The sequence below is a fragment of the Rhodococcus sp. 15-2388-1-1a genome (assembly GCF_002259145.1).
Lineage (GTDB): Bacteria > Actinomycetota > Actinomycetes > Mycobacteriales > Mycobacteriaceae > Rhodococcoides.
In genome coordinates this window covers 1-25,154 of the sequence record NZ_NPFP01000004.1, presented here as the reverse complement: position 1 = coordinate 25,154, position 25,154 = coordinate 1, and the positions used below count along the sequence as shown (strand labels likewise).

At 64.0% G+C, this 25,154-nt stretch carries 25 protein-coding genes and 1 riboswitch; of the genes, 11 read left to right on the top strand and 14 right to left on the bottom strand.

Going from position 1 to position 25,154, the window contains the following annotated elements; translation table 11 throughout:
• Positions 1–122: 122 nt before the first annotated feature.
• From CH302_RS29915 to CH302_RS03305, 3 genes are all read left to right on the top strand, one after another.
• Entirely contained in the window at positions 123–638 is a 516-nt protein-coding gene (locus CH302_RS29915) for a DUF3558 domain-containing protein (RefSeq protein WP_037193723.1), read from the top strand.
• 4 nt (positions 639–642) lie between these two features.
• A complete protein-coding gene (locus CH302_RS03310) occupies positions 643–1,179 on the top strand; it encodes a DUF3558 domain-containing protein (RefSeq protein WP_037193426.1) in 537 nt (178 codons plus the stop codon).
• A 90-nt stretch (positions 1,180–1,269) separates the two neighbouring features.
• Positions 1,270–2,652 carry an FAD-binding oxidoreductase gene (locus CH302_RS03305; RefSeq protein ID WP_037193427.1) on the top strand — a complete coding sequence of 461 codons (1,383 nt, stop codon included), beginning with the start codon at positions 1,270–1,272 and terminating at the stop codon, positions 2,650–2,652.
• On the opposite strand, the gene CH302_RS03300 is transcribed toward CH302_RS03305, so the two are convergent.
• From CH302_RS03300 to CH302_RS03255, 10 genes are all read right to left on the bottom strand, one after another.
• On the bottom strand, positions 2,653–3,963 hold the full coding sequence (locus CH302_RS03300) for an aspartate aminotransferase family protein (RefSeq protein ID WP_037193428.1): 1,311 nt from the start codon (positions 3,961–3,963) through the stop codon (positions 2,653–2,655).
• Positions 3,964–5,100 (bottom strand): ABC transporter substrate-binding protein, encoded by a 1,137-nt coding sequence (locus tag CH302_RS03295; RefSeq protein ID WP_037193429.1) that lies wholly within the window; start codon positions 5,098–5,100, stop codon positions 3,964–3,966.
• Positions 5,097–5,855, bottom strand: coding sequence for an ABC transporter permease (locus tag CH302_RS03290; protein WP_037193431.1), 759 nt, complete (start codon positions 5,853–5,855; stop codon positions 5,097–5,099). Before CH302_RS03290 ends, CH302_RS03295 begins: the two co-directional genes overlap by 4 nt.
• Positions 5,852–6,631 carry an ABC transporter ATP-binding protein gene (locus tag CH302_RS03285; RefSeq protein ID WP_037193432.1) on the bottom strand — a complete coding sequence of 260 codons (780 nt, stop codon included), beginning with the start codon at positions 6,629–6,631 and terminating at the stop codon, positions 5,852–5,854. The genes CH302_RS03290 and CH302_RS03285 overlap by 4 nt, the downstream gene beginning before the upstream one ends.
• Positions 6,628–7,563, bottom strand: coding sequence for an ABC transporter permease (locus CH302_RS03280; RefSeq protein ID WP_037193435.1), 936 nt, complete (start codon positions 7,561–7,563; stop codon positions 6,628–6,630). The genes CH302_RS03285 and CH302_RS03280 overlap by 4 nt, the downstream gene beginning before the upstream one ends.
• The gene (locus tag CH302_RS03275; protein WP_037193437.1) at positions 7,560–8,591 is read right to left on the bottom strand and encodes a TIGR03842 family LLM class F420-dependent oxidoreductase; all 1,032 of its coding nucleotides are present in this window, start codon (positions 8,589–8,591) and stop codon (positions 7,560–7,562) included. Before CH302_RS03275 ends, CH302_RS03280 begins: the two co-directional genes overlap by 4 nt.
• A gap of 3 nt (positions 8,592–8,594) precedes the next feature.
• Positions 8,595–10,016: a dihydropyrimidinase gene (gene hydA / locus CH302_RS03270; protein WP_037193440.1), complete on the bottom strand. Its 1,422-nt coding sequence runs from the start codon at positions 10,014–10,016 to the stop codon at positions 8,595–8,597.
• Positions 10,016–10,855 carry a nitrilase-related carbon-nitrogen hydrolase gene (locus CH302_RS03265; RefSeq protein WP_212556183.1) on the bottom strand — a complete coding sequence of 280 codons (840 nt, stop codon included), beginning with the start codon at positions 10,853–10,855 and terminating at the stop codon, positions 10,016–10,018. The genes hydA and CH302_RS03265 overlap by 1 nt, the downstream gene beginning before the upstream one ends.
• Positions 10,856–10,958: 103 nt before the next feature.
• Positions 10,959–12,473 carry an ATP-dependent DNA ligase gene (locus CH302_RS03260; RefSeq protein WP_037193446.1) on the bottom strand — a complete coding sequence of 505 codons (1,515 nt, stop codon included), beginning with the start codon at positions 12,471–12,473 and terminating at the stop codon, positions 10,959–10,961.
• 137 nt (positions 12,474–12,610) lie between these two features.
• A complete protein-coding gene (locus CH302_RS03255) occupies positions 12,611–14,203 on the bottom strand; it encodes a carboxylesterase/lipase family protein (protein ID WP_052047918.1) in 1,593 nt (530 codons plus the stop codon).
• A gap of 98 nt (positions 14,204–14,301) precedes the next feature.
• Between CH302_RS03255 and CH302_RS30505 the strand changes: the two genes are divergently transcribed.
• The 6 genes from CH302_RS30505 (at position 14,302) to CH302_RS03225 (ending at position 19,898) form a co-directional block, all read left to right on the top strand.
• Complete coding sequence (locus CH302_RS30505; RefSeq protein ID WP_230596360.1) at positions 14,302–14,949, top strand: hypothetical protein; 648 nt, start codon at positions 14,302–14,304, stop codon at positions 14,947–14,949.
• A 118-nt stretch (positions 14,950–15,067) separates the two neighbouring features.
• The gene (locus CH302_RS03245; RefSeq protein ID WP_037193447.1) at positions 15,068–16,465 is read left to right on the top strand and encodes a sugar porter family MFS transporter; all 1,398 of its coding nucleotides are present in this window, start codon (positions 15,068–15,070) and stop codon (positions 16,463–16,465) included.
• A 63-nt stretch (positions 16,466–16,528) separates the two neighbouring features.
• A riboswitch (TPP riboswitch) is annotated at positions 16,529–16,628 on the top strand.
• A complete protein-coding gene (locus CH302_RS03240) occupies positions 16,622–17,344 on the top strand; it encodes a TenA family protein (protein WP_037193448.1) in 723 nt (240 codons plus the stop codon). (Overlaps the previous riboswitch by 7 nt.)
• Positions 17,341–18,354 carry an ABC transporter substrate-binding protein gene (locus tag CH302_RS03235; protein ID WP_037193449.1) on the top strand — a complete coding sequence of 338 codons (1,014 nt, stop codon included), beginning with the start codon at positions 17,341–17,343 and terminating at the stop codon, positions 18,352–18,354. The genes CH302_RS03240 and CH302_RS03235 overlap by 4 nt, the downstream gene beginning before the upstream one ends.
• Positions 18,332–19,168: an ABC transporter permease gene (locus tag CH302_RS03230; protein WP_037193451.1), complete on the top strand. Its 837-nt coding sequence runs from the start codon at positions 18,332–18,334 to the stop codon at positions 19,166–19,168. The genes CH302_RS03235 and CH302_RS03230 overlap by 23 nt, the downstream gene beginning before the upstream one ends.
• Positions 19,161–19,898 carry an ABC transporter ATP-binding protein gene (locus CH302_RS03225; RefSeq protein ID WP_037193452.1) on the top strand — a complete coding sequence of 246 codons (738 nt, stop codon included), beginning with the start codon at positions 19,161–19,163 and terminating at the stop codon, positions 19,896–19,898. Before CH302_RS03230 ends, CH302_RS03225 begins: the two co-directional genes overlap by 8 nt.
• Before the next feature lie 62 nt (positions 19,899–19,960).
• On the opposite strand, the gene CH302_RS03220 is transcribed toward CH302_RS03225, so the two are convergent.
• Positions 19,961–21,238, bottom strand: coding sequence for an LCP family protein (locus tag CH302_RS03220; protein WP_037193453.1), 1,278 nt, complete (start codon positions 21,236–21,238; stop codon positions 19,961–19,963).
• A gap of 20 nt (positions 21,239–21,258) precedes the next feature.
• Positions 21,259–21,915, bottom strand: a complete 657-nt coding sequence (locus tag CH302_RS03215) for an FMN-dependent NADH-azoreductase (protein WP_082323750.1) — start codon at positions 21,913–21,915, stop codon at positions 21,259–21,261.
• A 73-nt stretch (positions 21,916–21,988) separates the two neighbouring features.
• On the opposite strand from CH302_RS03215, the gene CH302_RS03210 reads away from it, so the two are divergent.
• On the top strand, positions 21,989–22,351 hold the full coding sequence (locus tag CH302_RS03210; RefSeq protein WP_037193731.1) for a helix-turn-helix domain-containing protein: 363 nt from the start codon (positions 21,989–21,991) through the stop codon (positions 22,349–22,351).
• A gap of 15 nt (positions 22,352–22,366) precedes the next feature.
• On the opposite strand, the gene CH302_RS03205 is transcribed toward CH302_RS03210, so the two are convergent.
• Both CH302_RS03205 and CH302_RS03200 read right to left on the bottom strand, forming a co-directional pair.
• Positions 22,367–22,687, bottom strand: coding sequence for a hypothetical protein (locus tag CH302_RS03205; protein ID WP_037193733.1), 321 nt, complete (start codon positions 22,685–22,687; stop codon positions 22,367–22,369).
• Between the two features lie 230 nt (positions 22,688–22,917).
• Entirely contained in the window at positions 22,918–23,688 is a 771-nt protein-coding gene (locus CH302_RS03200; protein WP_037193454.1) for a hypothetical protein, read from the bottom strand.
• A 186-nt stretch (positions 23,689–23,874) separates the two neighbouring features.
• Here CH302_RS03200 and CH302_RS03195 point away from each other — a divergent pair, with 186 nt between their 5' ends.
• Positions 23,875–24,159, top strand: a complete 285-nt coding sequence (locus CH302_RS03195) for a GNAT family N-acetyltransferase (RefSeq protein ID WP_037193455.1) — start codon at positions 23,875–23,877, stop codon at positions 24,157–24,159.
• Positions 24,160–25,154 lie beyond the last annotated feature (995 nt).

The window sequence follows — 25,154 nt, the reverse complement described above, 5'->3', positions numbered from 1 at the left end:
ACTACAAATTTGCGTGTCGGCGACGCATCGATCTGGTAACGCCTGAGGCTGGTGTTACTGATGTGACTCACTTCTATCAAACGCTCCCCCTCTGCCGTGCAGGGTGGGTAGAGTCCGCATTCGTGCGCACCAGGGCCGTTACAGCGTTGATCGCGGCGGTCGGGTGTGTACTGGTCGGATGCTCCGACACACCGGGCACCGAAGCCGATCCGGATCCGGCCGAGACGGCCGACCAGCCCGTGACCGAAGAGCTCTTCGTCGGTGAATGCGGGTCGATGGACAACACGGAAGTGCAGACACTCACGGCCGTTCCCGATCTGACGGTGGTGTCCGAGAACGCTGTTCGATGCCGATGGGAATCCGCGAGCGGCGCGTACGCGATGTTCACCTGGTACCGCGGCAGCCCCATCGACCGAGAGAGTTCCGTGGCCGAAGCCGTCGGCCGCACCATCGAGCGCATCGATGTGGACGGACACCCGGGATTCACCGCAGCAGCGTCGGGCGCGTCGTGCGAGGCCGGGGTCGAGAACGGGGACGGCTTCGTGCACTGGTCCGTCAACTACGTGGTCGACGGCCCCCGTGACTCCTGCGACGTCGTCGAAGATCTGGCCAGATCCACGATCTCGAAGGCGAAGTAGCCCGATGACGACGTTCCCTTCCACCGATTCCACCCGTCGCGTCCTCGCCGCTGTCCTCGTGACTGCGGCCGTCGGTACCGGATGCACCACCACCGTGACCGGTACGGCGGTACCCGCTCGATCGGGCGGCAGCGGACAGTTCGACAAGCTGCTCGAGGAGTGCATCGCCGTCCCGGATCCCACCATCGCCGAAACGGTGGGAGCAGACCTCGTCGATCAGTACTTCTACGGTGCGGTGTGCATGTGGACCGGGATCGGTGCAGGCGGACTCATCGACGTGACCTTCGCCTGGTTCGAGAACGATGCACTCTCGCGTGAGCGAGAGCTGGCCGATCGACTCGGCTACACCACCGAAGACGTTGCCGTTGGCGGCACCACAGCGTTCCTGTCGCGACGACCGGCCGACCCGTCGTCGTGCGGAATCAGCGCGGCGTACTCGGGCGTCATCACCTGGTGGGTGCAGTACCGAGGCGGCAGTCCGGCCGACCCGTGCGCCGCCGCCACCGAACTCGCAGAACTGACGCTGCAACGCAATCAGTGATCGAGCGTCGACCGACCCCGACTCCGCCGCACGCGCGGCCGTGACAGACTCGGGTGTCGACGGTCACATTTTCGACGTGAGGAGACCGAGATGTCGGTGACGACCGATGCAGATGCCCGCCTGAGCGAGCTCGAATCCCTTCTTTCGCCCGGCGCGGTGGTCACCGACCCGGACATCACCGAGGGCTACCGACGCGACTGGGCGAAGGATCCCGACGCCGGAACCCCGCTGGCCGTCGTGCGCGCACAGTCCACCGAGGACGTTCGTGCCGTGATGCGGTGGGCCACCGAGCACAACGTGGCGGTCGTCCCGCGCGGTGCCGGATCGGGTTTGTCCGGCGGAGCCACCGCCGTGGACGGCGGAATCGTGCTCACCACCGAGTTGATGCGAGAGATCACCGTCGATCCGGTGACCCGCATCGCCGTCGTACAACCCGGGCTGCTCAACGTCGAGGTCAAGAAGGCCGTCGCGGAACACGGCCTCTGGTACCCACCGGATCCGTCCTCGTTCGAGATGTGTTCCATCGGAGGCAATGCGGCCACCAATGCGGGCGGCCTGTGCTGTGTGAAGTACGGAGTCACCACCGATTACGTTCTCGGTCTCGAGGTCGTCCTGGCCGACGGTACCGCCGTCCGACTGGGCGGGCCACGCCTGAAAGACGTTGCAGGCCTGTCCCTTGCGAAGCTGTTCGTCGGCTCCGAGGGCACGCTGGGCATCATCACCGAGATCACTCTTCGATTGATTCCGGCGCAACCTCCCGCCAGTACGGTGGTCGCCTCGTTCGCGTCGGTGCACGACGCGACCACCGCCATTCTGGCCATCACCCGGAACTTGCGGCCGTCGATGCTCGAATTCATGGACCGCGCGTCCATCGGTGCCGTCGAGGATGCCATGAACATGGGGCTCGATCGCGAGGCGGCCGCGATGCTCATTGCTCGGTCCGACTCCCCCGGTGCCGACCGAGGTCGCGAGATCGAGATCATGGCGGCCGCGTGCACCGAGGCCGGGGCCTCGGATGTTTTCACCACCGACGACCCCGATGAGGGTGAGGCCTTCGCTGCCGCAAGGCGATTCGCCATTCCCGCGGTCGAACGACTCGGCAGCCTGCTGCTCGAGGACGTCGGGGTTCCATTGCCCGCACTACCGGCCCTGGTCGACGGAATCGCCGAGCTGTCCACGAAATACGACGTGCTGGTGGCGGTCATCGCCCACGCCGGCGACGGCAACACCCACCCTCTGATCGTCTTCGACCCCGAGGACGCCGACATGACACGGCGCGCCAACATCGCATTCGGCGCGATCATGGATCTGGCAATTTCGTTGGGTGGCACCATCACCGGTGAACACGGCGTCGGTCGCCTCAAGAAGGCTTGGCTGCCCGATCAGGTGGGTGAGGACGTCATGGAACTGACCCGCCGGATCAAGACCGCACTCGATCCAGCAGGCATCCTCAACCCCGGTGCGGTGCTGTGATCACCCGTCGACGGTGAAGCCGTCCGCCACCGTCAGTACCTCGTCGAGGATTTCCAGTCCCTGACGAATCTCGTCCTCCGAGGTCGTCAGCGGGGGCGCGATCTGAAGGCGGTTGCCTGCCACGAACGGCCACAGCCCACGTGACTTCGCCGCGGCGGTCACCGTGCCCATGGCCGCTGCGTCCTTGCCCGACGCGGCAAAAGGCACCAGCGGTTCCTTCGTCTCGCCGTCCTTGACCAATTCGACGGCCCAGAAGAATCCCTTGCCGCGCACCTCACCCACGCTCGGATGAGATTCGGCCAGCTTCGACAGGCCCGCACCGAGTACGTCCTCGCCGACGTGACGCACGTGCGGAAGGATCTTGTCGCGCTCGAACACTCCGATGGATGCCACGCCCGCGGCGCACCCGAGCACATGGCCGGAGTAGGTCAACCCTCCCGGATAGGCTTTGTGGTCGAACTGCGAGGCGATCTTCTCCGAGATGACCACTCCGCCGAGGGGGATGTACCCGGAGTTGACGCCCTTGGCGAACGTGATCAGATCCGGTGTCACATCCCAGGCCTGGCATGCGAACCATTCGCCGATTCGCCCGAACCCGACCATCACTTCGTCGGCAATGTAGACGATTCCGTACTTGTCGCACAGCGCCCGAACCCCGGCCAGATATCCGGGCGGCGGGATCAGCACACCGTTGGTGCCGATGACCGATTCCAGGATCAGTCCGGCGACGTTCTGCGCACCCTCGAGCACGATGACCTGTTCCAGGTGCGCCAGTGCTGCAGCCGTCTCGTCCTCGGGAGTCGTTGTGCCCCAGGGTGACCGGTACGGATACGGCCCGAAGAAGCGTACGACGTCGACGTTGGTCGGTTCGGTGCCCCAACGCCTCGGCTCGCCGGTGAGACCGATCGCAACTCCGGTTCCACCGTGGTACGAGCGGTACGCGGCGAGCATCTTCGTACGCCCGGTGTGCTGTCGCGCCAGCCGCACCGCATGCTCGACGGCTTCTGCGCCACCGGTCGTGAAGAACACTCGGTCCAGATCACCCGGCGCACGTTCGGCGATCAACGCGGCGAGTTCACTGCGCTTGTTGTTGGCCACGGTGGGAGAAATGGTCGTCAGAACCTGGGCCTGTTCGACGATGGCGGCGACGACGTCGGGGTGTTGATGCCCGAGATTGACGTTGACCAGCTGCGACGAGAAGTCCAGGTACCGCTTGCCCTTGTCGTCCCAGAACCACGACCCCTCTGCACCCTCGACGGTGATCGGATTCAGTTCGGCCTGCGCCGACCAGGAGTAGAACACGTGATCCATCTACTTGCCGCCTTCCTCCAGTGTGACCTCCATCGGAGCGTACGACTCCCCGGTGACATCCACACCGTCGGCCTTCAACAAATCCAGCGCCTGGCTCACGTACTCGTTGGTGTAGGCCTCGGCGTCGGGATCGGCGGTCAGCACCGTCGAGCCCTCGGCGTTCTTCGTCGTCTTGGCGATGTCGACGGTCTGCTGCCATGCCGCCTCGTCGATCATCCCGATGCCGTCCGCCGACGGCCAGATCAGCTTGTTGACTTCGTTGACCTGCCAGAGCTGATGGCTCGCGCCCAGTGTGGACCCCGCGGCGACGGTGATGTCGCGGCACTTCTCGACGTTGTCTCGGCAGAAGATCCAGCCCTTCAGCGAGGCCGCCAAGAATTTGACCGTCTGCTCCTGGTAGGCCTCGTCGGAGAGCTTGTCGGTGTTGGCCCAGATCGCGTCCTGCAGCATCGCGACGCCGTCGTCGTTCCAGTTCAGCGACGCGAAATCGTCTGCGGTGTAGAGCGCACCGGTTGCGGGGTTCACGGTCTCGAGCAACTGCGCGTACTCGTTGTACGACATCGCCTGCGCGGCGGCGATATCACCGGACAACAGTCCGTTCATGTCGAACTGCTGCTGCACCAACGTCACGTCGGAGGGACTGACCCCGGCCTTGGTCATACCGGCGAACAGCTCGAATTCGTTGCCGTAGCCCCAGTTTCCGACGGTCTTGCCCTGGAGGTCGGCCGGTGAGGCAATGTTCTGATCCTTGAACGAGACCTGCAATGTGCCCGACTTCTGGTAGATCTGGGCCACGTCGGTGATGCCGGCGCCGGCTTCACGGGATGCGAGCGCCTTCGGCACCCACGCGACGGCATAATCGGCCTGCCCCTGTGCGAGCACAGTTTGCGGGACGATATCCGTTCCACCGTCGAGGATTTCGACGTCCAGCCCCTGTTCCGCATAGAAACCCTGATCGACGGCGGCGAGGTAGCCCGCGAACTGGCCCTGTTTGAACCACTGCAGTTGCAGCTTGATCGTGGTGTCCCCGTCGGCGGTGGTGTCGGTGTCGGTCGTGGTGGTACTGCAGGCCGAGGCGACCACCGCCAGAGCCATGACGACGGCGAAAAGAGGTCGGGGGGTTCGAGTGATGTTCATATCCATCTTTCCTGGGGACGACGCCGGGACACGAGTTTCTCGAGCAACAGAACAACCACGAAGAACAGCAAACCGACTGCGATGGCACCCATCACGTAGGCCCACGCCCGGGGGTAGGCCGTGTTCGCCGCGGCGGAGGTGATCCGCGACCCCAAACCGTTCTGCAGTCCACCGAAGTACTCGCAGATGATGGCAGCAATGACAGCATTGGGAGCCGCAACCCGCAAGCCGGTGAAGATGTGCGGAACGGCGGACGGGAGGCGAACGATTCGGGTGAACTGCCAACCACCCACGGCATACGACGTCATCAGGTCGTGGTGCACAGCCGAGACCTGACGCAGTCCTTTTGCCGCACTGACGAATACCGGGAAGAACACGACGATGGTCACCACGAGTCGCCGCGGTAGATCGGTGGTCGAGGAGAACATCGAGTTGAACACCGGCGCAAGAGCGACGATCGGAACGGCTGCGGCACCCGCTGCCAACGGGGTGAGCAGCTCGTCGACGATCCGCAGGCGAACCGCTGCCATTGCCGCGAGGAGACCGAGCACCGACCCTGCGATCAACCCCACGAGAGCGTTGGTTCCCGTTGCCAGACTTGCCGATCCGATGTTACCGAGGTTCCGCACGAATTGCTCGGCGATGGCGCTCGGCGACGGCAGCAGGAACGACGGAACCCCGGCGACGACCGTGAGCAACTGCCACAGTGCGAGCGCCGCCGCACCGAACACCACCGGCGGCAACCAGACCTTCATCGCAGTTCCGCACTGCGAACCGTACGGCCGTGCAATGCGTCACGAACCGCGGTGATGGACGAGAAGAACTCCGCCGATTCGCGCGGATCCCCGTTCGTGTCGAATCTGTCGATCGTGAGTGTGTCGACGATCCGTCCCGGGCGTGGGGACATGACAACCACCCGATCGGACAGGTACACCGCTTCGGGAATCGAGTGGGTCACGAACACCACTGCTGCGCCGGACTCCTCGGCGATGCGCAGTAGGTCGTTCTGCATCTTCTCGCGGGTCATCTCGTCCAGGGCCCCGAACGGTTCGTCCATCAACAACAGTCCCGGTGTTCGGGCGAGCGCCCGCGCGATCGCCACTCGTTGCTGCATCCCACCGGATAGCTGGCTGGGAAATCTCTCTGCGAAATCGGTGAGTCCGACGAGGTCCAGCAGTTCGCGAACCCGTTCTGCCCGAGCGCGTTTGGGCACCTTGTGCAGTTCCAGCGGCAATGCGACGTTCGATTGCACTGTGCGCCAATCGAGCAGCCCTGCCTGTTGAAAGGCGATGCCGTACTTCTGTTCGACGCGGGCTCGGCGTGCCGACAGGCCGAACACCGATACCGAACCGGACGTCGGTTGCTCGAGATCGGCCACGATGCGGAGCAACGTCGACTTGCCGCAGCCCGAAGGCCCGATGAGCGAGACGAATTCACCGGGGGCGATCGCGAGCGATACATCCTCCAGCGCAGTCACTCCCCCGTCGAACGTCTTGCCGACGCCCTCGACGAGTACCGCATGCTCGGTCATGTCTGTGCCCTTCGCGCTGGTGCACGGCCCGCGTAGCGGCCCAGTGCGATATCGAGCAGCGACACCAGTGCGGTCACCACGAGTCCGAGCACCGCAGCGCCCAGAACGGCTGCGTACAAGCGGGATGCGTCTCCTGTTGCCTGCTGCGAGAACACGATGATCTGCCTACCGATACCGCCGGTCGTACCGGTGGAGATTTCGGCGACCACGGCACCGATCACGGCGGCCGCAGCAGCCAGACGCAGTGCCGGAATCAGATGCGGCACAGAGGCGGGCAGGCGCAGTCGAACCAGGGTGGTCCACCATCCGGACGCGTAGCTGTGCATCAGATCGAGTGCTGCTCGATCGGGTGCACGCAGGCCGCGCAGCATCCCCACTGCCACTGGGAAGAACGCGAGATACGACGCGATGACGGTGATGCTCATCCAGGGCTGCCACGCGTACCCGCCGATGGCGATCTTCCCGCCCCAGCCGGCGACGAGCGGTGCCAACGCGATCAACGGAACCGTCTGCGAGACGATCACATACGGCAACAAGGACCGCTCGACCCACACGAACCGTTGCATCGCCACCGCCAGCACCAGCCCGACCACCGTCCCCAGCGCGAACCCGAGTACCGCGAGCCCGAACGTGAACAGGCCACTGGACACGATCGCGGCACCGACACTGCGAGCCCCGGCGACGTTCACCTCGGGCTCGGTCAGCGCCGCCAACACCGACCACACGTGGGGTAACGCGCCGTCGTCGGTGCGCGGGAGCACCCGCACTCCGGCGACACTCACCCCGTTCGCGGGGACGAGCACTTTCATCAGCTCCCAGAACACCAGCAACACGCCGACGGCCACCACTGCCATCAACGGACGCCGCACTCCTCGATTCGCACCGGCTGGAGTAGCTGCCACCACCGAAGCCTGATCGAGAACACCCGTCACGACGTTGCCGTCACGCTCGGCCGAATCTGCGGAATGATGCTCTCTCCGTAGGCTTCGAGTGTCGCTGCCTTGGCGTCGTGCTGCAGGTACACCGAGAACTGGTCGACGCCGAGTGTCTCCAGCTCTTTCAGCTTGGCGATGTGATCGGCCGGGGTGCCCAGTAGGCAGAACCTGTCGATCACCTCGTCCGGAACGAATTCTGCGTGAGAGTTTCCGGCTCGACCGTGCTCGTTGTAGTCGTACCCTTTGCGCGCCGCGATGTAGTCGGTGAGTGCCTGTGGAACACCGCCGCCATCGCCGCCGTAGCGCGAGACGATATCGGCGACGTGGTTGCCGACCATCCCGCCGAACCAACGACACTGATCTCGGGCGTGTTCGAGCCCGGCATCGGTGCCGTCGGTGACGTAGGCGGGAGCGGCAACGCAGATCGAGATCGAATCGGGGTCGCGACCGGCCTGCTCGGCCGCGGCGCGGACCCGGCCGATCGTCCACGCCGCGATGTCGGGATCGGCCAGCTGCAGAATGAACCCGTCCGCCACCTGGCCGGTGAGCTCGAGTGCTTTCGGCCCGTACGCCGCGACCCATACCTCCAGGCTCGAGTGTTCCGCCCACGGGAACTGCACGGTTGTCTCACCGACCCGAGCGCTCCGCCCATTGGCCAGATTACGGATCACCTCGATCGACTCTCGCAGTGAGGCAAGCGTTGTCGGCTTACCGCCCAGAGCCCGGACCGCGGAGTCGCCGCGGCCGATGCCACAGACCGTCCGATTGCCGAACATGTCGTTGAGCGTCGCGAACGTCGATGCCGTCACCGTCCAGTCGCGGGTGGCAGGATTGGTGACCATCGGACCGACGGTCACCCGCCTCGTCGCCGCCAGAATTTGGCTGTAGATGACGTACGGTTCCTGCCACAGCAGGTGCGAATCGAACGTCCACACGTGCGAGAACCCATGTGTCTCTGCCTGTCTGGCCAGATCGATCACACGGGACGCCGGCGGATTGCACTGGAGCACTACCCCGATGTCCATGACTCAGATCAGATTCTGAGACAGGTCGCGTCGGACGAATCGTCCGTGTCCCGCAGTGCCGGAATAGGATCCACCGTCGACGATGATCCGGCCGCGAGAGATCACGGTGTCGACATGCCCGTCGATCTCGAAACCTTCGTACGCCGAGTAGTCCATGTTCATGTGGTGGGTCTTGTCGACGCCGATGCTGGTGTGTCCGTTCGGGTCGTAGATCACGATGTCCGCGTCGGCACCCGGGGTGATGACACCTTTCCTCGGATACATTCCGAACATCCTGGCCGGAGTGGTGCAGCACACGTCGACCCACTTCTCCAGCGTGATCCTGCCGCTCTTGACGCCCTGGAACATCAGATCGATACGATGTTCCACCGAGCCGATCCCGTTGGGAATCCTGGAGAAATCGCCGATACCCATCTCCTTCTGGTCCTTCATGCAGAACGGGCAATGATCGGTACTGACGGTCGCCACGTCTCCGGTGCGCAGGTACCGCCACAACTCGTCCTGATGCCCCTCGGCTCGCGACCGCAGTGGCGTCGAGCAGACCCACTTGGCACCCTCGAAGCCCGGTGCACCGAGTTGTTCTTCGAGAGACAGATAGAGGTACTGCGGACACGTCTCGGCAAACACGTTCTGCCCGTTGCCACGGGCCTGCGCAATCTGTTCCAGGGCCTGCTTGGCAGAGACGTGTACGACGTAGAGCGGTGCGCCGGTGACGTGAGCGAGCATGATCGCTCGATGCGTCGCCTCCTCCTCGAGCTGCCACGGCCGTGACGTGCCGTGGAAGTACGGGGCCGTGTCTCCACGCGCGATCGATTGAGCAACGAGTACATCGATCGCGATGCCGTTCTCCGCGTGCATCATCAGCAGTGCACCCGTTTCGGCGGCTGACTGCATGGCGCGCAGGATCTTGCCGTCGTCGGAGTAGAACACACCCGGATAGGCCATGAAGAGTTTGAAGCTGGTGACGCCCTCGGACACCAACTCGCTCATGGCTTTCAGGGAATCGTCGGTGACGTCGCCGATGATCTGATGGAAGCCGTAATCGATGGCGCACTGCCCCGCGGCCTTCTCGTGCCACTGCGCCAGAGTGTCCTGGACGCGCTGACCGGGGGTCTGAATCGCGAAGTCCACGATCGTCGTCGTGCCACCCCAGGCCGCTGCGCGCGTTCCGGTTTCGAAGGTATCGGAGGCGAACGTACCGCCGAACGGCATCTCCATGTGCGTGTGTCCGTCGACCCCACCAGGAATGACGTATTTGCCGGTCGCGTCGACGACGACGTCCGCCGAGGTCTTCAGGTCCGCGGCCAGGGAGACCGATCCGGGTGCAAGCACTGCGACGATGCTCTCACCGTCGATGAGCACATCCAATTCCTGTGCGCCGGTGGTGGATACCACGGTCCCACCGTGCACGAAGGTGGTGGCCATCAGGGTTGCACCAGCGGGCCGTATGCGTCGGGTCTGCGGTCACGATAGAAGGCCCATCGGTCGCGGACCACCTTGAGCAGGTCCATGTCGAGGTCACGCACGATTATTTCGGGTTCCGAATCCGACGCCACCTCGCCGACGAATTTGCCTTCGGGATCCACGAAATAGCTGGTCCCGTAGAAATCGTCGTCACCGTATTCGGATTCGATTCCGACTCGATTGATCGCGCCCACGTAGTACTCGTTTGCGACGGCCGAGGCGGGTTGTTCGAGCTTCCACAGGTAGTTCGACAGGCCCCGCGAGGTGGCCGACGGATTGAAGACGATTTCGGCACCGGCAAGACCGAGTGCGCGCCAACCTTCCGGGAAATGTCTGTCGTAGCAGATGTAGACACCGATACGCCCGACCGCGGTGTCGAACACCGGCCACCCCAGATTGCCGGGGCGAAAGTAGAACTTCTCCCAGAATCCGTTCACGTGGGGGATGTGGTGTTTTCTGTACTTGCCGAGATAGGTCCCGTCGGCGTCGACGACGGCAGCGGTGTTGTACAGAAGTCCGGGTTGTTCCTGCTCGTACACGGGCAGAATCATCACGATGCCGAGTTCCTTCGCCAGTGCGGCGAAACGGTCGACGGTGGGCCCTGGTACCGATTCTGCGTATTCGTAGAACTTCGCGTCCTGTAGCTGACAGAAGTAGGGACCGTAGAAAAGTTCTTGGAAGCAGACAACTTTCGCGCCCTGCTCGGCGGCGGACCGAGCAAACCCCTCGTGTGCCGCGATCATCGATTCTTTGTCACCGGTCCACTTGCTTTGGACCAGAGCAGCTCGAACTGTGGACATCATTGGCACTCCATCTCTCGCTGGCTTGCACCCTCAAGATATTTTGCGCCGTGTTACGGGATCGTTCGGCCGGTTTCGTATGTATTAATCGTCGGAACTGTTTTCACGAATGTGGAAGGAGTGCGCGCACAGCGTCGATGGAGTCCGCGGTGGCGAGGTTCTTGTCGGGTCGGTATCGCAGTACTCGCGCGAATCGCAGGGCAACGCCGCCCGGATAACGTGGGCTGACCTGCACGCCGTCGAGTTCGATTTCGACGATCAGTTCGGGGCGCAGGTACACGGTGTGCTCGTCGCGCTCTCGCTCGTGTTTCGGGAATTCGTCGGTCTGCCACTGCAACAACACGTCGGTCAGGCCTTTGAAGGTCTTCCCCACCATGATCGGGTCACCGCCGTCGGGATCGCGAGCTCCCAGGTGCAGGTTGGACAGGTAGCCGGTGCGCCGCCCGTACCCCCACTCGGCTCCGAGGACGACGAGGTCGAGGGTGTGTTCGGGTTTGACCTTCTGCCAGCTCTTTCCGCGACGGCCTGCGGCGTACGGTGCACCGAGAGCTTTGAGCATGACTCCCTCGTGCCCGGCGTCGAGTGCAGCGTCGAAGTGGGCCGCTGCTTGGTCCGCATCGGGCCGAACGGCACTGGGAATTCGGTGCCCCGGTGCCACCCGGTCCAGTGCCGCCAGCCGTTGCTCCAGCGGGGAATCGAGCAGATCGACACCGTCGAGGTGCAGGCAGTCGAAGAAATAGGGCTGCAGCAGGAGCTCGTGCGCGCTCTCGGCACCGAACCGGCTCATCGTTTCCTGGAAAGGCCTGGGCCGTCCGCTGTCGTCGAGCGCGAGGGTCTCCCCGTCCAGGACCACCGAATCGCACGGCAGCTCGAGAACGAGGTCCACCAGCTCGGGCACGCCGGCAGTGATGTCGCGCAGAGTCCGCGTGTAGATGCTCACGTTGTTTCCGGAGCGGTGCACCTGAATTCGCGCGCCGTCGAGTTTGTATTCGACGGTGACATCGCCGGACATCTGTTCCCAGGCACCGCGCAGAGATTCCGCCGGCGACGCCAGCATCGGCCGGACCGGACGACCGACCTCGAGCCGGAATGCATCCAGCGCGTCGACGCCACCGGTCATGGCGGCTATGGCCGTGGCAGGCAAACGACCCGAGAGCATGAATGCCCGACGCACCGGCGCTTGCGGCAGGTTCGTGGCGGCGGCAACGGCGTCGACCATGATCCCTTCGAGCGCGCCCTGGCGCAGCTCGCCGGTGACGAGCCGGATCAGAAACCGACGCTCCTCGGCCGTACTTCGGGAGAACAGGTCGGTCAATATCGCTACCCGCCGCGCAGCAGAACCCGCCCCCGAGGTCGCCGCGACCGAAGATATCGCCTCGTCCACCTCGGCAACCGTCAGTGTCGAGTCCGCGGCGGACGTCACGTCGAGATCGGCGAGAGTGCGCCAGCCGACCCCTATCCGCCCCTGCGGCAACTCCCCCGACAGCCACGACACGGCGGGCCCGATGTCACCGGCCTCGGCCTCGGCGAGCAGGGCACCGAGTTGCTCGATCTTGACCTTTCGCGAGCGCGTCGCTGCCACGGCACTGGACGTTTCGACGATCCTCGACATCAACACACCATCGAACTTAACCGCACCTACCGACAGGTCGCTGACATCCAATTGTTACCGGTGTGACTCGAGCGACCGGTGTTCTTGCTGTTACGTTCGATTCATGTCAGCAACGCCGTGCGACAGAACGCATGAGCGATGTGTCAGCTGAACCCGAGAACGCGGTCGCCCCATGCAGCGCGCATCTCGCCGTCGGGGTCGTCGACGAGAGTGTCGGATGCATCGATCACCAGCGTCCAGCGCGCCTGCTCGGTGTACGGGGCCCAATGCTTGGACGCATCCAACGCTGCGGGTACGCCGTACCGCGCGAAAGCGAGCCAGCGTCTCTGCATCCGCGCGGACACCGCCATCGCCGGCTTCCGGCCACCGAGCCAGAAGGTGGGGTCTCGGCTGAGTGTTCCGAAATTACCGAACACATACGGCAGTTCGGTCGCGTGTCCCGCTCCCACCCGTGCGGCCTTGAGCATCGGCGTCGCATGATCGAATCGGTACATCCATGTCGGCGAATGCCTGCTGTGCCCGTCGGCGATCCAGACGCTCGGCATGAGGAACCCCGCGTCGCGCGATATGGCCTGTGCCCCAGCGGGTTTGTCCCGGTCCGGATATGCGGCCATGATCTCGGCGACCCGATAGGCGGGCAGATCCGCGTGGTCGTGAGCGATGGCGCGGAACATCTCGGAGACGGTGTCGGAGGTGATCGGCATCAACGGAGACTTCATGAATCGAAAGATCGAGGGCTCGTCGTGGTTGGTGCCGATGATCAACGGGATCTTGTGCGAGAGCCCCTTCTGGAAGGCTGCCACTGGATAGCGCGGCACGATGTCTCCGTCGACGACCGGCGAAAGGCCGAGTGTCCCAGGAACTGTCGTCGGGATCTCGTAGCAGAGCGTGTCGCCGGCGGTGACCAGCCTGGTGAAATGCATATCGAACAGTTCACCGATGTCTTCCCGGTCGACGCCCACCAACTCCAGGAACCTCGACGCCACCGCGGCTCCGCGGTCGGGGCCGTACACCGAGGTCGCAGGCGCGCTCTGCACGATCGCTCGCTGGAACAGACCCTCGGCCTTGGGAGAGGTCATCAACGTGGTGACCGACGCTCCCCCGGAGGATTCACCGAACACCGTCACCTGATCGGGATCGCCGCCGAACGCAGAGATGCACTCACGGACCCACTGCAGTGCGGCAATCTGATCTCGCAGCCCCAGATTGGTCTCGAACGTGTGCTCGTCGGTGGAGAACGAGGACAGGTCGAGGAACCCGAACGGGCCGAGACGAAAATTGATGGTCACCACCACCACGTCGCCGTTCTCGCTGAGGTTTCTCCCGTCGTAGACCCGCTGGGCGGACGATCCGAGCGAGTACGCACCGCCATGGATCCAGACCAACACCGGCCGCAGTTCTGCATCGGGACGGGGAGCCCAGACGTTGAGCGTGAGGCAGTCCTCGGAAATCGACAGCGACGGATCGATCGGCACCGGACTGTCGCGACCCTGCGGAGCCATCGCACCGAATTCGAGGCCGTCGAGCACTCCAGACCAGGGCTGCAACGGACGCGGCGCTCGGAACCTGAGCTTCCCCACCGGAGGCGTCGCGTAGGGAATACCCCGCCAGGCCAGGATCGGCGACGCATCGGCAGCGACCGGATAGCCGAGAACGTCGCCGTAGGGCGTGCTCACGAGCACGGTGGAATCGGGCTCGGTGGAATCGGACGCGCCGGAGTCAGAGGCGATGGCCATGGAACCTCCCGTTCGGTCGTTGCCCAACGTACCAACATCAACCATCCCCTCGGCGACGATACGCACAGCGTCGACGCCCGCGAGCGAAGGAACCGTCGATGAAGAGAATCGGATGTGCCGCAGTGGCAGTCGTCGGGGCATGTCTGCTCGGAGCCTGCGGTTCGAGCGGCGGAGGCGACGGACCGATGGCGACCGTGATCACCGACCGCCCCACCCCGATCACCACGGCTCCCTCCGCCCCCTCTGCCGCGCCGGCATCACCGTCCACCGCAGCGACCACCACGCCGACGTCCACCACGGCGACACCGACGAGTCCTGCTGCACCCCAGGCGAAACCGCAGGACTACGCAGGCAAGGCACCCGGCTGGTACTACTTCTCGAGCCCCAGCGGAAAGTTCGAGTGCGGTATCGCCGTCCTCGAATCCTCGATCGCCGGATGCCACGGGTCGCTCCCTTCTTCGGCACCCGAGGTTCCCGGCAGCGGGGCGTCGGAAACGGCGGTGAAACCCAATGCCGTGCAGCTGATCGCTGGATCACCGGCGAAGTTCGAGAGCCTCGGCGATCCCAAGTTCCACCGTTTCGACGGTCCTGCGGCAGCCTTGCCGTACGGCGAGGAGCTCACCGTCCCCGGAAGCGGCTCCACCAACGGCCTTCGGTGCAGCGTCGACGAGCAGACCGGAGTCACGTGCACCGATCAGGTCGGCCACGGTTTCACCGTCTCGGACGATGATTTCGACCTTCGTTGACGGTCTCGTTCGCTCAGCAAATTACCAGGCGTAATGTCCGGGGACGGTACGACAATTCCTGCCGTACGGTCTCCCCAGCGGCCGACGCCCGTGCGCGCGGCCGGAAGGTGCATCACTCATGAATCAGACCTCGGACCGCCACACAGCGAAGGTCATCGGCGTCAGCATCGCCGCTGCTGTGGGCGGATTCCTGTTCGGCTTCGACAGTTCCGTCATCAACGGCGCTGTCGACTCGATCGAAGATCACTTCCTCCTCGGCTCGTTCACCACCGGCTTCGTGGTCGCGATCGCCCTCATCGGGTGCGCAGTGGGTGCCTGGTTCGCCGGCAGCCTCGCAGACCGTTGGGGACGCAAGAAGGTCATGCTGCTCGGCTCGGCCCTGTTCGTCGTTTCGTCGATCGGTTCGGGACTGGCGTTCAGCGTCCCCGACCTCATGCTCTGGCGAGTGCTCGGTGGACTGGGAATCGGCATCGCCTCGGTGATCGCACCGGCGTACATCGCCGAGATCGCTCCGGCCAAGTGGCGCGGTTCCTTGGCCTCGCTCCAGCAGTTGGCCATCACCATCGGTATTTTCGCCGCTCTGCTGTCCGACGCCCTCCTCGCGGGTGCCGCGGACGGGGCGTCCAACGACCTGTGGTTCGGCATCGAGGCCTGGCGCTGGATGTTCCTGGTCGGCGTCGTACCGGCGCTGGTGTACGGGTTGTTGGCAACCCTGATCCCGGAGTCTCCGCGCTACCTCGTCGGTCAGCATCTCGACGAGGAAGCCGCCAGAGTCCTCGCCGAGATCACCGGCGAACTGCATCCGGACGAGCGCGTCCACGAGATCAGGCTGACACTGCGCAAGGAGTCACGCTCGTCGTTCGCCGACATTCGCGGTCCGAAGTTCGGTCTGCAACCCATCGTCTGGGTGGGCATCACGATGGCCGTGCTGCAGCAGTTGGTCGGCATCAACGCGATCTTCTACTACTCGACGACGCTGTGGCGCTCGGTCGGCTTCAGTGAGGATCAGTCGTTCACGACGTCGGTCATCACCGCCGTGATCAACGTGGTCATGACGTTCGTGGCGATTCTGTTCGTCGACCGAATCGGTAGGCGCAAGCTGCTGATGGCGGGCTCGATCGGCATGTTCGGCGGACTCGTCATGGCGTCGGTGGCGTTCTCGCAGGCGACCGGCAGCGGCGACGACGTCACGTTGCCTGCTCCGTGGGGTGCGATCGCGCTGATCGGCGCCAATCTTTTCGTCATATTCTTCGCATCCACCTGGGGTCCGATCATGTGGGTCATGCTCGGTGAGATGTTCCCCAACCGCATGCGGGCCATGGCACTCGGCATCGGCACTGCAGCCAACTGGATGGCCAACTTCGCTGTCACGCTTGCCTTCCCGCCGCTGACGTCGTCTGTGGGACTGTGGGTGATCTACGCAGGATTCGCTGTGTTCGCCGCACTCTCGTTCTTCTTCGTCAAGGCCAAGATCCGGGAGACCAAGGGTATGGAGCTCGAAGACATGCTGGGCTGAACCCGGACCGCAGATACAGGGGCGGCAGCAGCGCCACCGGGTGACCGGTGTTACTGTCACTGTCGTTCTGACACGGGGTGTGTCCGCCGATGCGGATGCTGAGATCAAACCCGCCGAACCTGATGCAGGTAATACTGACGAAGGGATGTCAAGGCGATGACGCCTGTTGTATCTGCGGACCCGGTCCGCTTCACCGATCGACTGTGGAATGCCTCCGAGGACATTCGACGCGCGATCGACGACCTCGAATTTCTTCGACTACTCGGGGCCGGGACGCTTCCGCTCGACGCGTTCCGTCGGTACCTCGAACAGGACTCACTCTATCTCGGTGGGTACGTGAAGTCGCTGTCACTGCTGGCAGCACATGCACCGAACCCGTTCGCCGGAGCATTCTGGGCAAGCGCTGCCGCGAGCGCGATGGACGAGGCCGCGTCGCACGAGGCGATGCTGACCGGTGGAGCGCTGCCCCCGTCGACCCGGACGCCCGAGCCTTCACCGGCATGCCTCGGTTACACGTCCTACCTGACCGCGACGGCGGCAACCGAACCGTATCCTGTTGCAGCAGCAGCTGTTCTGCCGTGCTTCTGGATCTACGCAGACGTCGGCCGCTCACTCGCCGGTGCAGCGAGGGTGGTTCTCGATCGCGATCCCGACCACCCGTACGCGCAGTGGGTGGCCGCGTACGACGCACCCGAATTCCATGCCATCGTCGACGCTGCCAAGACCTTCGTCGATGACGCCGCAGCGGCCGCGACGCCGGCGCAGCGCGAGCAGATGATCGACGCCTTCGTCGTCGCGTCGCGGTACGAATTGATGTTCTGGGACAGCGCATTACATCCCACCCCATGGCCCCTGGCCGAGAGTGCGGTGTACGCATGAGAACCACTCGAATCCTCGCGGCGTTGGCGACGGCAGTCGTTGCCACGACCGGACTGGCGGGCTGCTCCGATTCGACGGACTCCGACACCATTCGGTTCGCGTTGGACTGGACGCCGAACACGAACCACACCGGCCTGTATGTCGCCCTGCAGGAGGGCTATTTCGCCGACGCCGGCCTGGACGTGGAGATTCTGCCGTACAACAACACCGCGGCGGACACTCTCGTCGATGCCGGAAACGCCGAGTTCGGCATCAGCACACAGAGTTCGGGCGTATTCGCGACCTCCGCAGGCGCGCAGACAGTGTCCGTCCTTGCGCCGCTGCAGCATTGGGCTACCGGCATCGGAGTTCGCGCCGATCGAGACGACATCCCGAGCCCGAAGGCACTCGACGGGAAGGTCTACGCCGGGTTCGGCGAGTCCGGTGAGCAGGCCGGACTCGAGAAGGTCATTCAGAACGACGGCGGCACAGGCGAATACGAAACGGTGGTACTGGGCACCTCGGCATACGAGGCGGTGTACTCCGGTACCGCCGACTTCACCGTCTCCTACTTCGCGTGGGAAGGCATCGAAGCCGAGCACAGCGGAACGCCGATGAAGTACTTCGACTACACCGACTATGGGTTTCCGGACGCCTACGCCATCACGATCAGCGGCAACGAGCCCTGGCTCGCAGCCCATCCGGACGAGGCCGAGAAGTTCGTCCAGGCACTTCAGCGCGGCTACCAACTCGCCGCCGACGATCCGGACAAGGCCGCACAGGATCTGATCGACGCCAATCCGGGAACCTTCACCGACGAGTCGCTCGTCTTCGAGAGCCAGGAGATGCTCGCAGCGAAGTACATGAAGGACTCCACTGGCGAGGTAGGACGACAGAGTCTCGACAAGTGGACCGCGTACTCGAAATTCCTCTACGACAGCGGTGTGCTGGCCGATCAGAACGGCGCGCCTCTGACCGCGGAGCCGGACTGGTCGACCTACTTCACCAATGACTACCTCGGCAATCGATGAGTCGGTAGCCGCTGACCGAGGTTCCTACTCGTTCAGCGGTGTCCGAGCCTCGCTTCGTTGGGCGTGGCCCGCGCTGACCGTCGTCGTACTGCTCATCGCCGCCTGGCAGATCTACGTCCAGATCAGCGGCATCCGGCCGCAGGTGCTGCCGTCTCCCGGCCGAGTGGTGGTCCAGGGTTGGGCGCAACGCGATGCGATCGCCGAGAACGCGGCGGCGACTCTGCAGGTGACCCTGGTCGGGTTCGCGGTCTCCCTGGCCCTGGCATGGCTGCTGGCCATCGCGGTGGATTTCTCGCCGTGGCTGCGGCGCGCGTTCGTACCCCTCTTCGTCGTATCGCAGACGCTTCCGATCATCGCGATCGCGCCGCTGTTGATCATCTGGTTCGGCTTCGGGCTGCTTCCGAAGATCCTGGTCATCGCGTTGGCCACGTTCTTCCCGATGGCCATCGGGCTCATCGAGGGTTTCGCGGCGGCCGATCGAGACGCGAGATCACTGCTGGCCAGCATGGGCGCCTCGCGCTGGCAACAGTTTCGATACGTGCGGCTACCGTCGGCGCTCCCCCGATTCTTCACCTCACTTCGCATCGGAATCACCTACGCGGTGGTCGGTGCGATCTTTGCTGAATATGCCGGGGCCAGTGCGGGACTCGGCATCTACATGAGCCAACAGAAGAACTCTTTTCGTACCGATCTGGTTCTCGCCGCGGTTGCCGTGACTGCCGTGATCAGCGTGGTCCTGTTCGTCTCCACCTTCCTGGTGGAGCGGTTCGTCGCTCCTTGGGCGCGCCACGGTTCGGCGGGTCTTCATGTCTGACTCCGACACCTGCATCGATGTTCGCGATCTCACCAAATCATTCGGCGACAAGCCCGTACTCGACGGCATGTCGTTCGGTGTTCGGCCCGGCGAGTTCGTGTCGATCATCGGCCCGAGCGGTTCCGGTAAGAGCACGGTGTTCAACATGCTGGCCGGACTCGACAGGCCCGACTCCGGCACGGTGCGAGTACCACCGTGCGCCTACATGCCGCAGAAGGATCTGCTGTTTCCGTGGCGTTCGGTGTTGGACAACACCACCCTCGGGCTCGAAGTGCAGGGCATTGCCAAGAAGGAGGCGCGGGCGCGGGCACGCGAGCTGTTCCCGGTATTCGGTCTGGACGGGTACGAGTCGGCCAGACCGTCCGAACTCTCCGGCGGCATGCGCCAGCGAGCGGCGCTGCTGCGCACGGTGGTGCAGGGACGATCGGTACTGCTGCTCGACGAACCGTTCGGAGCGCTGGACTCGTTGACCAGGAGCGACATGCAGGCCTGGTTGCAGCAGGTCTGGTCGGAGTTTCGGTGGACCGTGCTGATGGTCACGCACGACATCCGAGAAGCGGTCTATCTCTCCGATCGCGTGATCGTCCTCTCCCCCAGACCCGCCCACGTCCGACGGCAGATCGAGGTGACGCTGCCCCGCCCGCGCGGGCTCGAGATCGTCACGACGCCGCAGTTCGCGGCCGTGGAGAAACAGCTGATGGACGTTCTGCTCAGCACGCCGACCCTCTGACCGGTACCGCGCGAGTTCGGTCGACAGGGCTCAGTCGACACAGGGCTCAGTCGACACAGGGCTCAGTCGACACAGGGAATGCCGCCGTCGCTGTGCACACCCTCGTCAGGGGCTGCTACCGGATCCAGGGACGGATCCGGCGCAGCGACCTCGAGCGGGGGCAGCTCCGTTCCCGGATCGGGTGCCGCGGTGATCGGCGGTGCGGGCGGCGGCGCGTCATCGATCAACCGCGCTGCCTCGGCCCTGATGGCGTCGACGTCGACGAGGTTGACGTCCTGCCCGTCGATCGTGTCGTAGCCCGTGATCGGGAGCGTGTAGAAATCGATGTCGCCCTGCATGACTGCACCGGCTCCCCCTGCGAGCTTCACCGGATCCAGGGATGCGTCGATCACGACGTCGTCCTTGGTGCCCGCTACGAGCGCCCGGAGTTCGCCGATGTTCGCCATGACACCGGAGGAGCTGAGCTTGGCCATCACTCCGGCCACGAAGGCCTGCTGTCGCTTGGTTCGATCGAGATCGCCGTTGTCGAGGCCGTGGCGTTGCCGGACGAAGGACAGTGCCTGCGAGGCGCTCAGTTCTTGCGTGCCCGCAGCGAAGTCCGCCCCCGAGTAGTTGTCGTGTACCGGATTGTTCAGGCACACCTGAATGGGTCCGACAGCTGCCGCGACGTCGTAGAAGCCCAGAAGGTTGACTTCGGCAAAATGATCGATCGGCACGTCGAGCAGATCACGAACCGCGGTCAACGTCGACCGTCGTCCCGCGTCGCGCGCTCGTCGCTCCCGTTCGGCCGGATCGGTGACGCCCTCGTCGAGCAACTGTGTATCGGCGTCGGCTTTCGCAAGTCCGTACGCTTCCTTGATCTTTCGCTTGCCGTATCCGGGAACGTCGACGTAGTCGTCGCGAGGTATCGACAGCGCCGTCGCGCGCCCGCCGTCGGCCGGAAGGTGCACCAGCAACAGGGTGTTGGTGTTGTATCCCCCCACGTCGCTGTCGCCTGCATGCAGCGCGTCGGTGACGAACTCGGCAGGTAGGTCGTTGCCGTCCATGTCCTTGCGGCTGTCGAGGCCGATCAACAGGATGTCGGTGTCCTCGCCGTTGCCACTCGGATCGTTGTTCGCGATGCCGTCGAGCGCGTTCGAGGTGGTCAGTCCCGTGGTGGCTTCGCGGTACACCGCGAACCCGATTCCGCTGACCACGATCGAGCCCACTGCCGCAGTGGCGACGAAAACCCGGCCGATTCGGAGCGCGAGGCCTCGATCGCGCGACGGCTTCCTGATGCGATGACGCCCCGATCCACGTTCACCACGGGTGGTGTCGTTGCCTGGGCCGTTCGAGAGCACCTCGCCAGGCTACTCGGCTCTCACCTGGTGGTAGCTCCACCCAATCGCCGCGCGAGATCGTCGACGGCGGAGAACGCAGCCTCGAGATTGGCTCGCGCCTGCGGAATCTGCGGCGCGAGTGCCGGCACCCGCTCGGCGAGAGTCAGATCGACCGGGACGAAGTGGACGTCCATTCCCAGCGCGACTCCGAGCACCTGTCGCAGTTGTGCGGTGGTGTGGTCGGTGGACGCGTTGTCGGTACCGGGGGTGTAGTCGTTTCCCCGACTGGTCACCACGACCACGGGCTTGCCGACGAGAGGTGCCGTGTCGCTGTCGAACGGCACGGTGATGCCCGGAACGTGTACGTAGTCGATCCATGCCTTCAGGGTCGACGGGATCGACCAGTTGTACATCGGCGCACCGATCAACACCACGTCCGCCGAGATCAGTTCCTCGATCAGTTCGACCTGCAACGCCTCGGCGGATGGATCGACGGTTTCGTCGGCGGTTCGCAGATGAGGTGCCCAGTGCAACGCAGACGTGGGTAGGTGCGGCAGCGGACTCGAATGCAGGTCTCGAGGGATCACCGAGTGGTCGGTGCCGATGCCGTGCCAGGCGTCCGAGAAGCGGGCCGTCACCCGGCGGCTGATCGAGCCGACCGGGTCGGCGGACGAATCGAGGTGCAACAACTGCGGCACTGAACACTCCTCACATGCTGGGTGCTTCGAGCCTATGCGCACCGAGGCCGTTGCCCGCTCCTATCCTGGAAGAATGGACTTCCGATTCGTCATGCCTGCCCTCGAGTCGCGATCGGCCACCTCGCTGGCGGCGGTCGTTCACGAGCGGACCGGAGCAGACCTCGACATCAGTATCGGCGGTTCGGAGGTTCGGCTCGACGACGCAGCACGCGGCGCGGTGTTGGAACTTCTCACCCAGCTCGCGACCGGGCGGGCGGTGGCCATCGGCACCGTGGACGAGTTGCTGACCACCTCGCAGGCTGCCGAGGTGCTCGGGGTATCCGACACCTATGTCAGACGGTTGGCCGATGCGGGCGATCTACCGATCGAAATGCGCGGCACTCACAGACGATTTCGGCTCGAAGACCTTCTGCGACAGCGTGATCGATTCCGGTGATGTGCGCTTTGCCCGTCACCCGGCCTCGCGTTCGAAGTGCTCGGACTGGACGGTCATGAGATCACGGAACGCCTGCCCGGCAGCCAGCCAGAGTTGTTCGGAGTCGATGTAGTCCACCCCTCGGATATCGACATCACCCAGGTACGCGCCGACGTCGACCGACAACATTCCGATGACAGAAGAGACGTCGGCATCGAGATAGGTGGATTGGGTGTTCTGCAGCTCGCGGAACTGAGCCGAGAAGAACTCGGCCGGGATTCTCCGATCGACGAACTGGGCGATGAGGAACAGGAAGCGGGACGCGTGGGCGGAGCCCGTCCGGAAGGAATGTTCCATGGTGAAGACCTCTCCCCACGGTCGACAGCACCCCTCGCACTGTCGACCGTTGAGCTCGCTGATACCCGAATTTCGATGCACGGACGAACTCTCGAACATCGATTCGACCCAGAGGCTAAAACAGGGAGCTCGTCCTACCAGCGCAAGATTAATCGGACCTTTGTCCCGTTTTTACCGGAAAAGCCAATTTGGTGAGGAGTCACAACAAAGGGGTCGGGAGCTGTAGTTCTCTACTGAAAAGATCCCAGCGGAGCACGATCCGGAGTGTCCAGTTGCCAGAACTGCCAACCGTCGCGCTCCTCGACATCCCCACTGATATGCGTGGCCACTGCACTGGCAGCGACGGAGGGATTGTCGAATCGACGGCCCTCCATCGGTCCAGCGGTGATCTCGAGTCGCTGTGTCTCGGGATCGTAGCGACCACTCAGCCGATAGCCCTCGCAATCGGCGACCACCCGTACCCGGTTGTCGATCACTTCTTCCTCCACGGCCGCCTTGGACGACTTGCGAGGCGCCTTCACCCGTGGAGTACGAACCCACGTCTGTTCGGGGCCGAGATCCACCGATGTGTCCAACGTCGAACTCAGACCCAGCAGGTCCCAACGCTCGCTGCCGTGCAGCACTCGGTCCACCGCTATCGCGTGATGTCCGGTCCTGGTACGCAGTGGCGAATCCTGGACCCACAAGTCGACTTCTCCTCGTATGTCGGTGGCCATCTCTTCGGACGAGACCATGTAGAAGCGCGGCTCGTCGTTCGCCAGATCGACGAACACCCAATACGAGGAACCGGTGTCGTCACTCTCGAGCGATTCGTCCTGCCTGCGGGCCTTCCAATCTCCGGTCACCTTCGATCGCACGCGAACGATGCACGACGAGGTGCCGTCCATCGACCAGACCTGCACGGGATTGCGACGCGACGTCGTCAGCCGTTCCGCACGTCCACCGCGCTGAGCGACGGTTCGGATGAATGCCTTGATTCCCCGGTCGGATGTGTCTTCCACGGATTGCCACCTTCAGCCTCGAGAGCGCCCCGTACTTATGAAGAGCGGTGTTGCGACGGGTGGCGCTCGCACGACTCGGTTTCCCTCACCCTACTGCGTCGATGCCTGCTCGAGTAACCGCAGAACACCCCACAGGACGAGGTCCGGTTACCGTGGTGACAACGAACTCGGCCAGGAGGTACCACCATGGCGGTCAAGATCACCCACGACAGTGCCGACCGACGGTTCGAGATCCATGTCGACTCCGAGCTGGCGGGCTACTCGGAGTACATCGAATCGGACGGCGCGCGAACGTTTCATCACACCGTGACGCTCCCGCAGTTTCGCGGCCGAGGGCTTGCCGCTGCCCTCACCGAATACGCCCTCGACGACACCAGCACGCAGGGACTGCGCGTTGTCCCTACGTGCTGGTTCGTTCGCGACTTCATTGCCGCCGCGGGCGATCGCTACTCACATCTGATGGAGCCCTGACTGTCAGCGCCGGGACGACATCACCGCGAACTCGATCTCGGATTCCGATTCGCAATCGTTCTGGGCTGTTGTCTCCGTCGGATCACTCTCACTTGAATCCGATTCTGCGACAGTTGTTTCGGCAGCTCTCTCCGCTGCGACCCGACGCCGTTCGTAGTTCTGCGCGCCACGCGCGACGCGTTGTCGGTGTTCGTTCAGGATCTGTTCGTGCTGGTACATCTATTCTCCTACAGCAAGAATGGACGCCGAACACAGAGCATTGCTGTGCGGCGAAGTATTGGATCGACAGCTGCATATCGCCGGCCGGAACCGACCGATTCGGCCGAAGGCTCACTCAGAGAGCATGATCGGCAAGCATGGCAATCCGCGAGTAGACGACTCGACGGCCCACGTGATTCGTTCCTGCTGCCATTGTCCACCTCCACGGTCTCTGCGATGTGCCTGTGCCACGATCATGCACGGCCGCGGCGACGAACTCCACCGATTTAATTCAGCGAGCACGACGCGACAGCTGTCACCCACCAATCAACCTGTCGCAACAGCCATTTCGCAGACCGCATCGCTTTTCGGACAACGACGTGATGCGGAGACGATGTCATCGCACCGAGCCGGCACAGCACGCGCCGCGCGGTGATCCTGATATCTACCGTTGCCTGAGTCGTAGTCGAGTCTTAGAGTCCGCGAATGCGCGCGCGTTTGCCCTCGTATGCGCAGCTGCTTCCGGTGCCTCGTGCTGGCACCCGCGTTGCGGCCCCATGTGCGCAAATGCGCGCGCGTTTGCCGGAGGGGGTGGCATTGGTGCCGGGCAGCTCGGGAGGCTTGGAGCGGCAGTCGGGGTGCCGGCAGCTCCAGGGTCCGTCGATGTGACGGCAACGCCCGGCCTGTGTCCCTCGTGTCCGCAAATGCGCGCGCGCAATCACATCCCAACCTGTACCTATTCCCCGCGCACCTGACACACGCGCGCGCATTTGCGGACTCTAAGACTCGACTACGAC

Coding starts and splice junctions, on each gene's coding strand:
- CH302_RS03310 (WP_037193426.1), top strand. CDS start 643: ATGACGACGTTCCCTTCCACCGATTCCACCCGTCGCGTCCTCGCCGCT.
- CH302_RS03305 (WP_037193427.1), top strand. CDS start 1,270: ATGTCGGTGACGACCGATGCAGATGCCCGCCTGAGCGAGCTCGAATCC.
- CH302_RS03300 (WP_037193428.1), bottom strand. CDS start 3,963: ATGGATCACGTGTTCTACTCCTGGTCGGCGCAGGCCGAACTGAATCCG.
- CH302_RS03295 (WP_037193429.1), bottom strand. CDS start 5,100: ATGAACATCACTCGAACCCCCCGACCTCTTTTCGCCGTCGTCATGGCT.
- CH302_RS03290 (WP_037193431.1), bottom strand. CDS start 5,855: ATGAAGGTCTGGTTGCCGCCGGTGGTGTTCGGTGCGGCGGCGCTCGCA.
- CH302_RS03285 (WP_037193432.1), bottom strand. CDS start 6,631: ATGACCGAGCATGCGGTACTCGTCGAGGGCGTCGGCAAGACGTTCGAC.
- CH302_RS03275 (WP_037193437.1), bottom strand. CDS start 8,591: ATGGACATCGGGGTAGTGCTCCAGTGCAATCCGCCGGCGTCCCGTGTG.
- hydA (WP_037193440.1), bottom strand. CDS start 10,016: ATGGCCACCACCTTCGTGCACGGTGGGACCGTGGTATCCACCACCGGC.
- CH302_RS03265 (WP_212556183.1), bottom strand. CDS start 10,855: ATGTCCACAGTTCGAGCTGCTCTGGTCCAAAGCAAGTGGACCGGTGAC.
- CH302_RS03255 (WP_052047918.1), bottom strand. CDS start 14,203: ATGGCCATCGCCTCTGACTCCGGCGCGTCCGATTCCACCGAGCCCGAT.
- CH302_RS30505 (WP_230596360.1), top strand. CDS start 14,302: ATGAAGAGAATCGGATGTGCCGCAGTGGCAGTCGTCGGGGCATGTCTG.
- CH302_RS03245 (WP_037193447.1), top strand. CDS start 15,068: ATGAATCAGACCTCGGACCGCCACACAGCGAAGGTCATCGGCGTCAGC.
- CH302_RS03240 (WP_037193448.1), top strand. CDS start 16,622: ATGACGCCTGTTGTATCTGCGGACCCGGTCCGCTTCACCGATCGACTG.
- CH302_RS03235 (WP_037193449.1), top strand. CDS start 17,341: ATGAGAACCACTCGAATCCTCGCGGCGTTGGCGACGGCAGTCGTTGCC.
- CH302_RS03230 (WP_037193451.1), top strand. CDS start 18,332: ATGACTACCTCGGCAATCGATGAGTCGGTAGCCGCTGACCGAGGTTCC.
- CH302_RS03225 (WP_037193452.1), top strand. CDS start 19,161: ATGTCTGACTCCGACACCTGCATCGATGTTCGCGATCTCACCAAATCA.
- CH302_RS03210 (WP_037193731.1), top strand. CDS start 21,989: ATGGACTTCCGATTCGTCATGCCTGCCCTCGAGTCGCGATCGGCCACC.
- CH302_RS03205 (WP_037193733.1), bottom strand. CDS start 22,687: ATGGAACATTCCTTCCGGACGGGCTCCGCCCACGCGTCCCGCTTCCTG.
- CH302_RS03195 (WP_037193455.1), top strand. CDS start 23,875: ATGGCGGTCAAGATCACCCACGACAGTGCCGACCGACGGTTCGAGATC.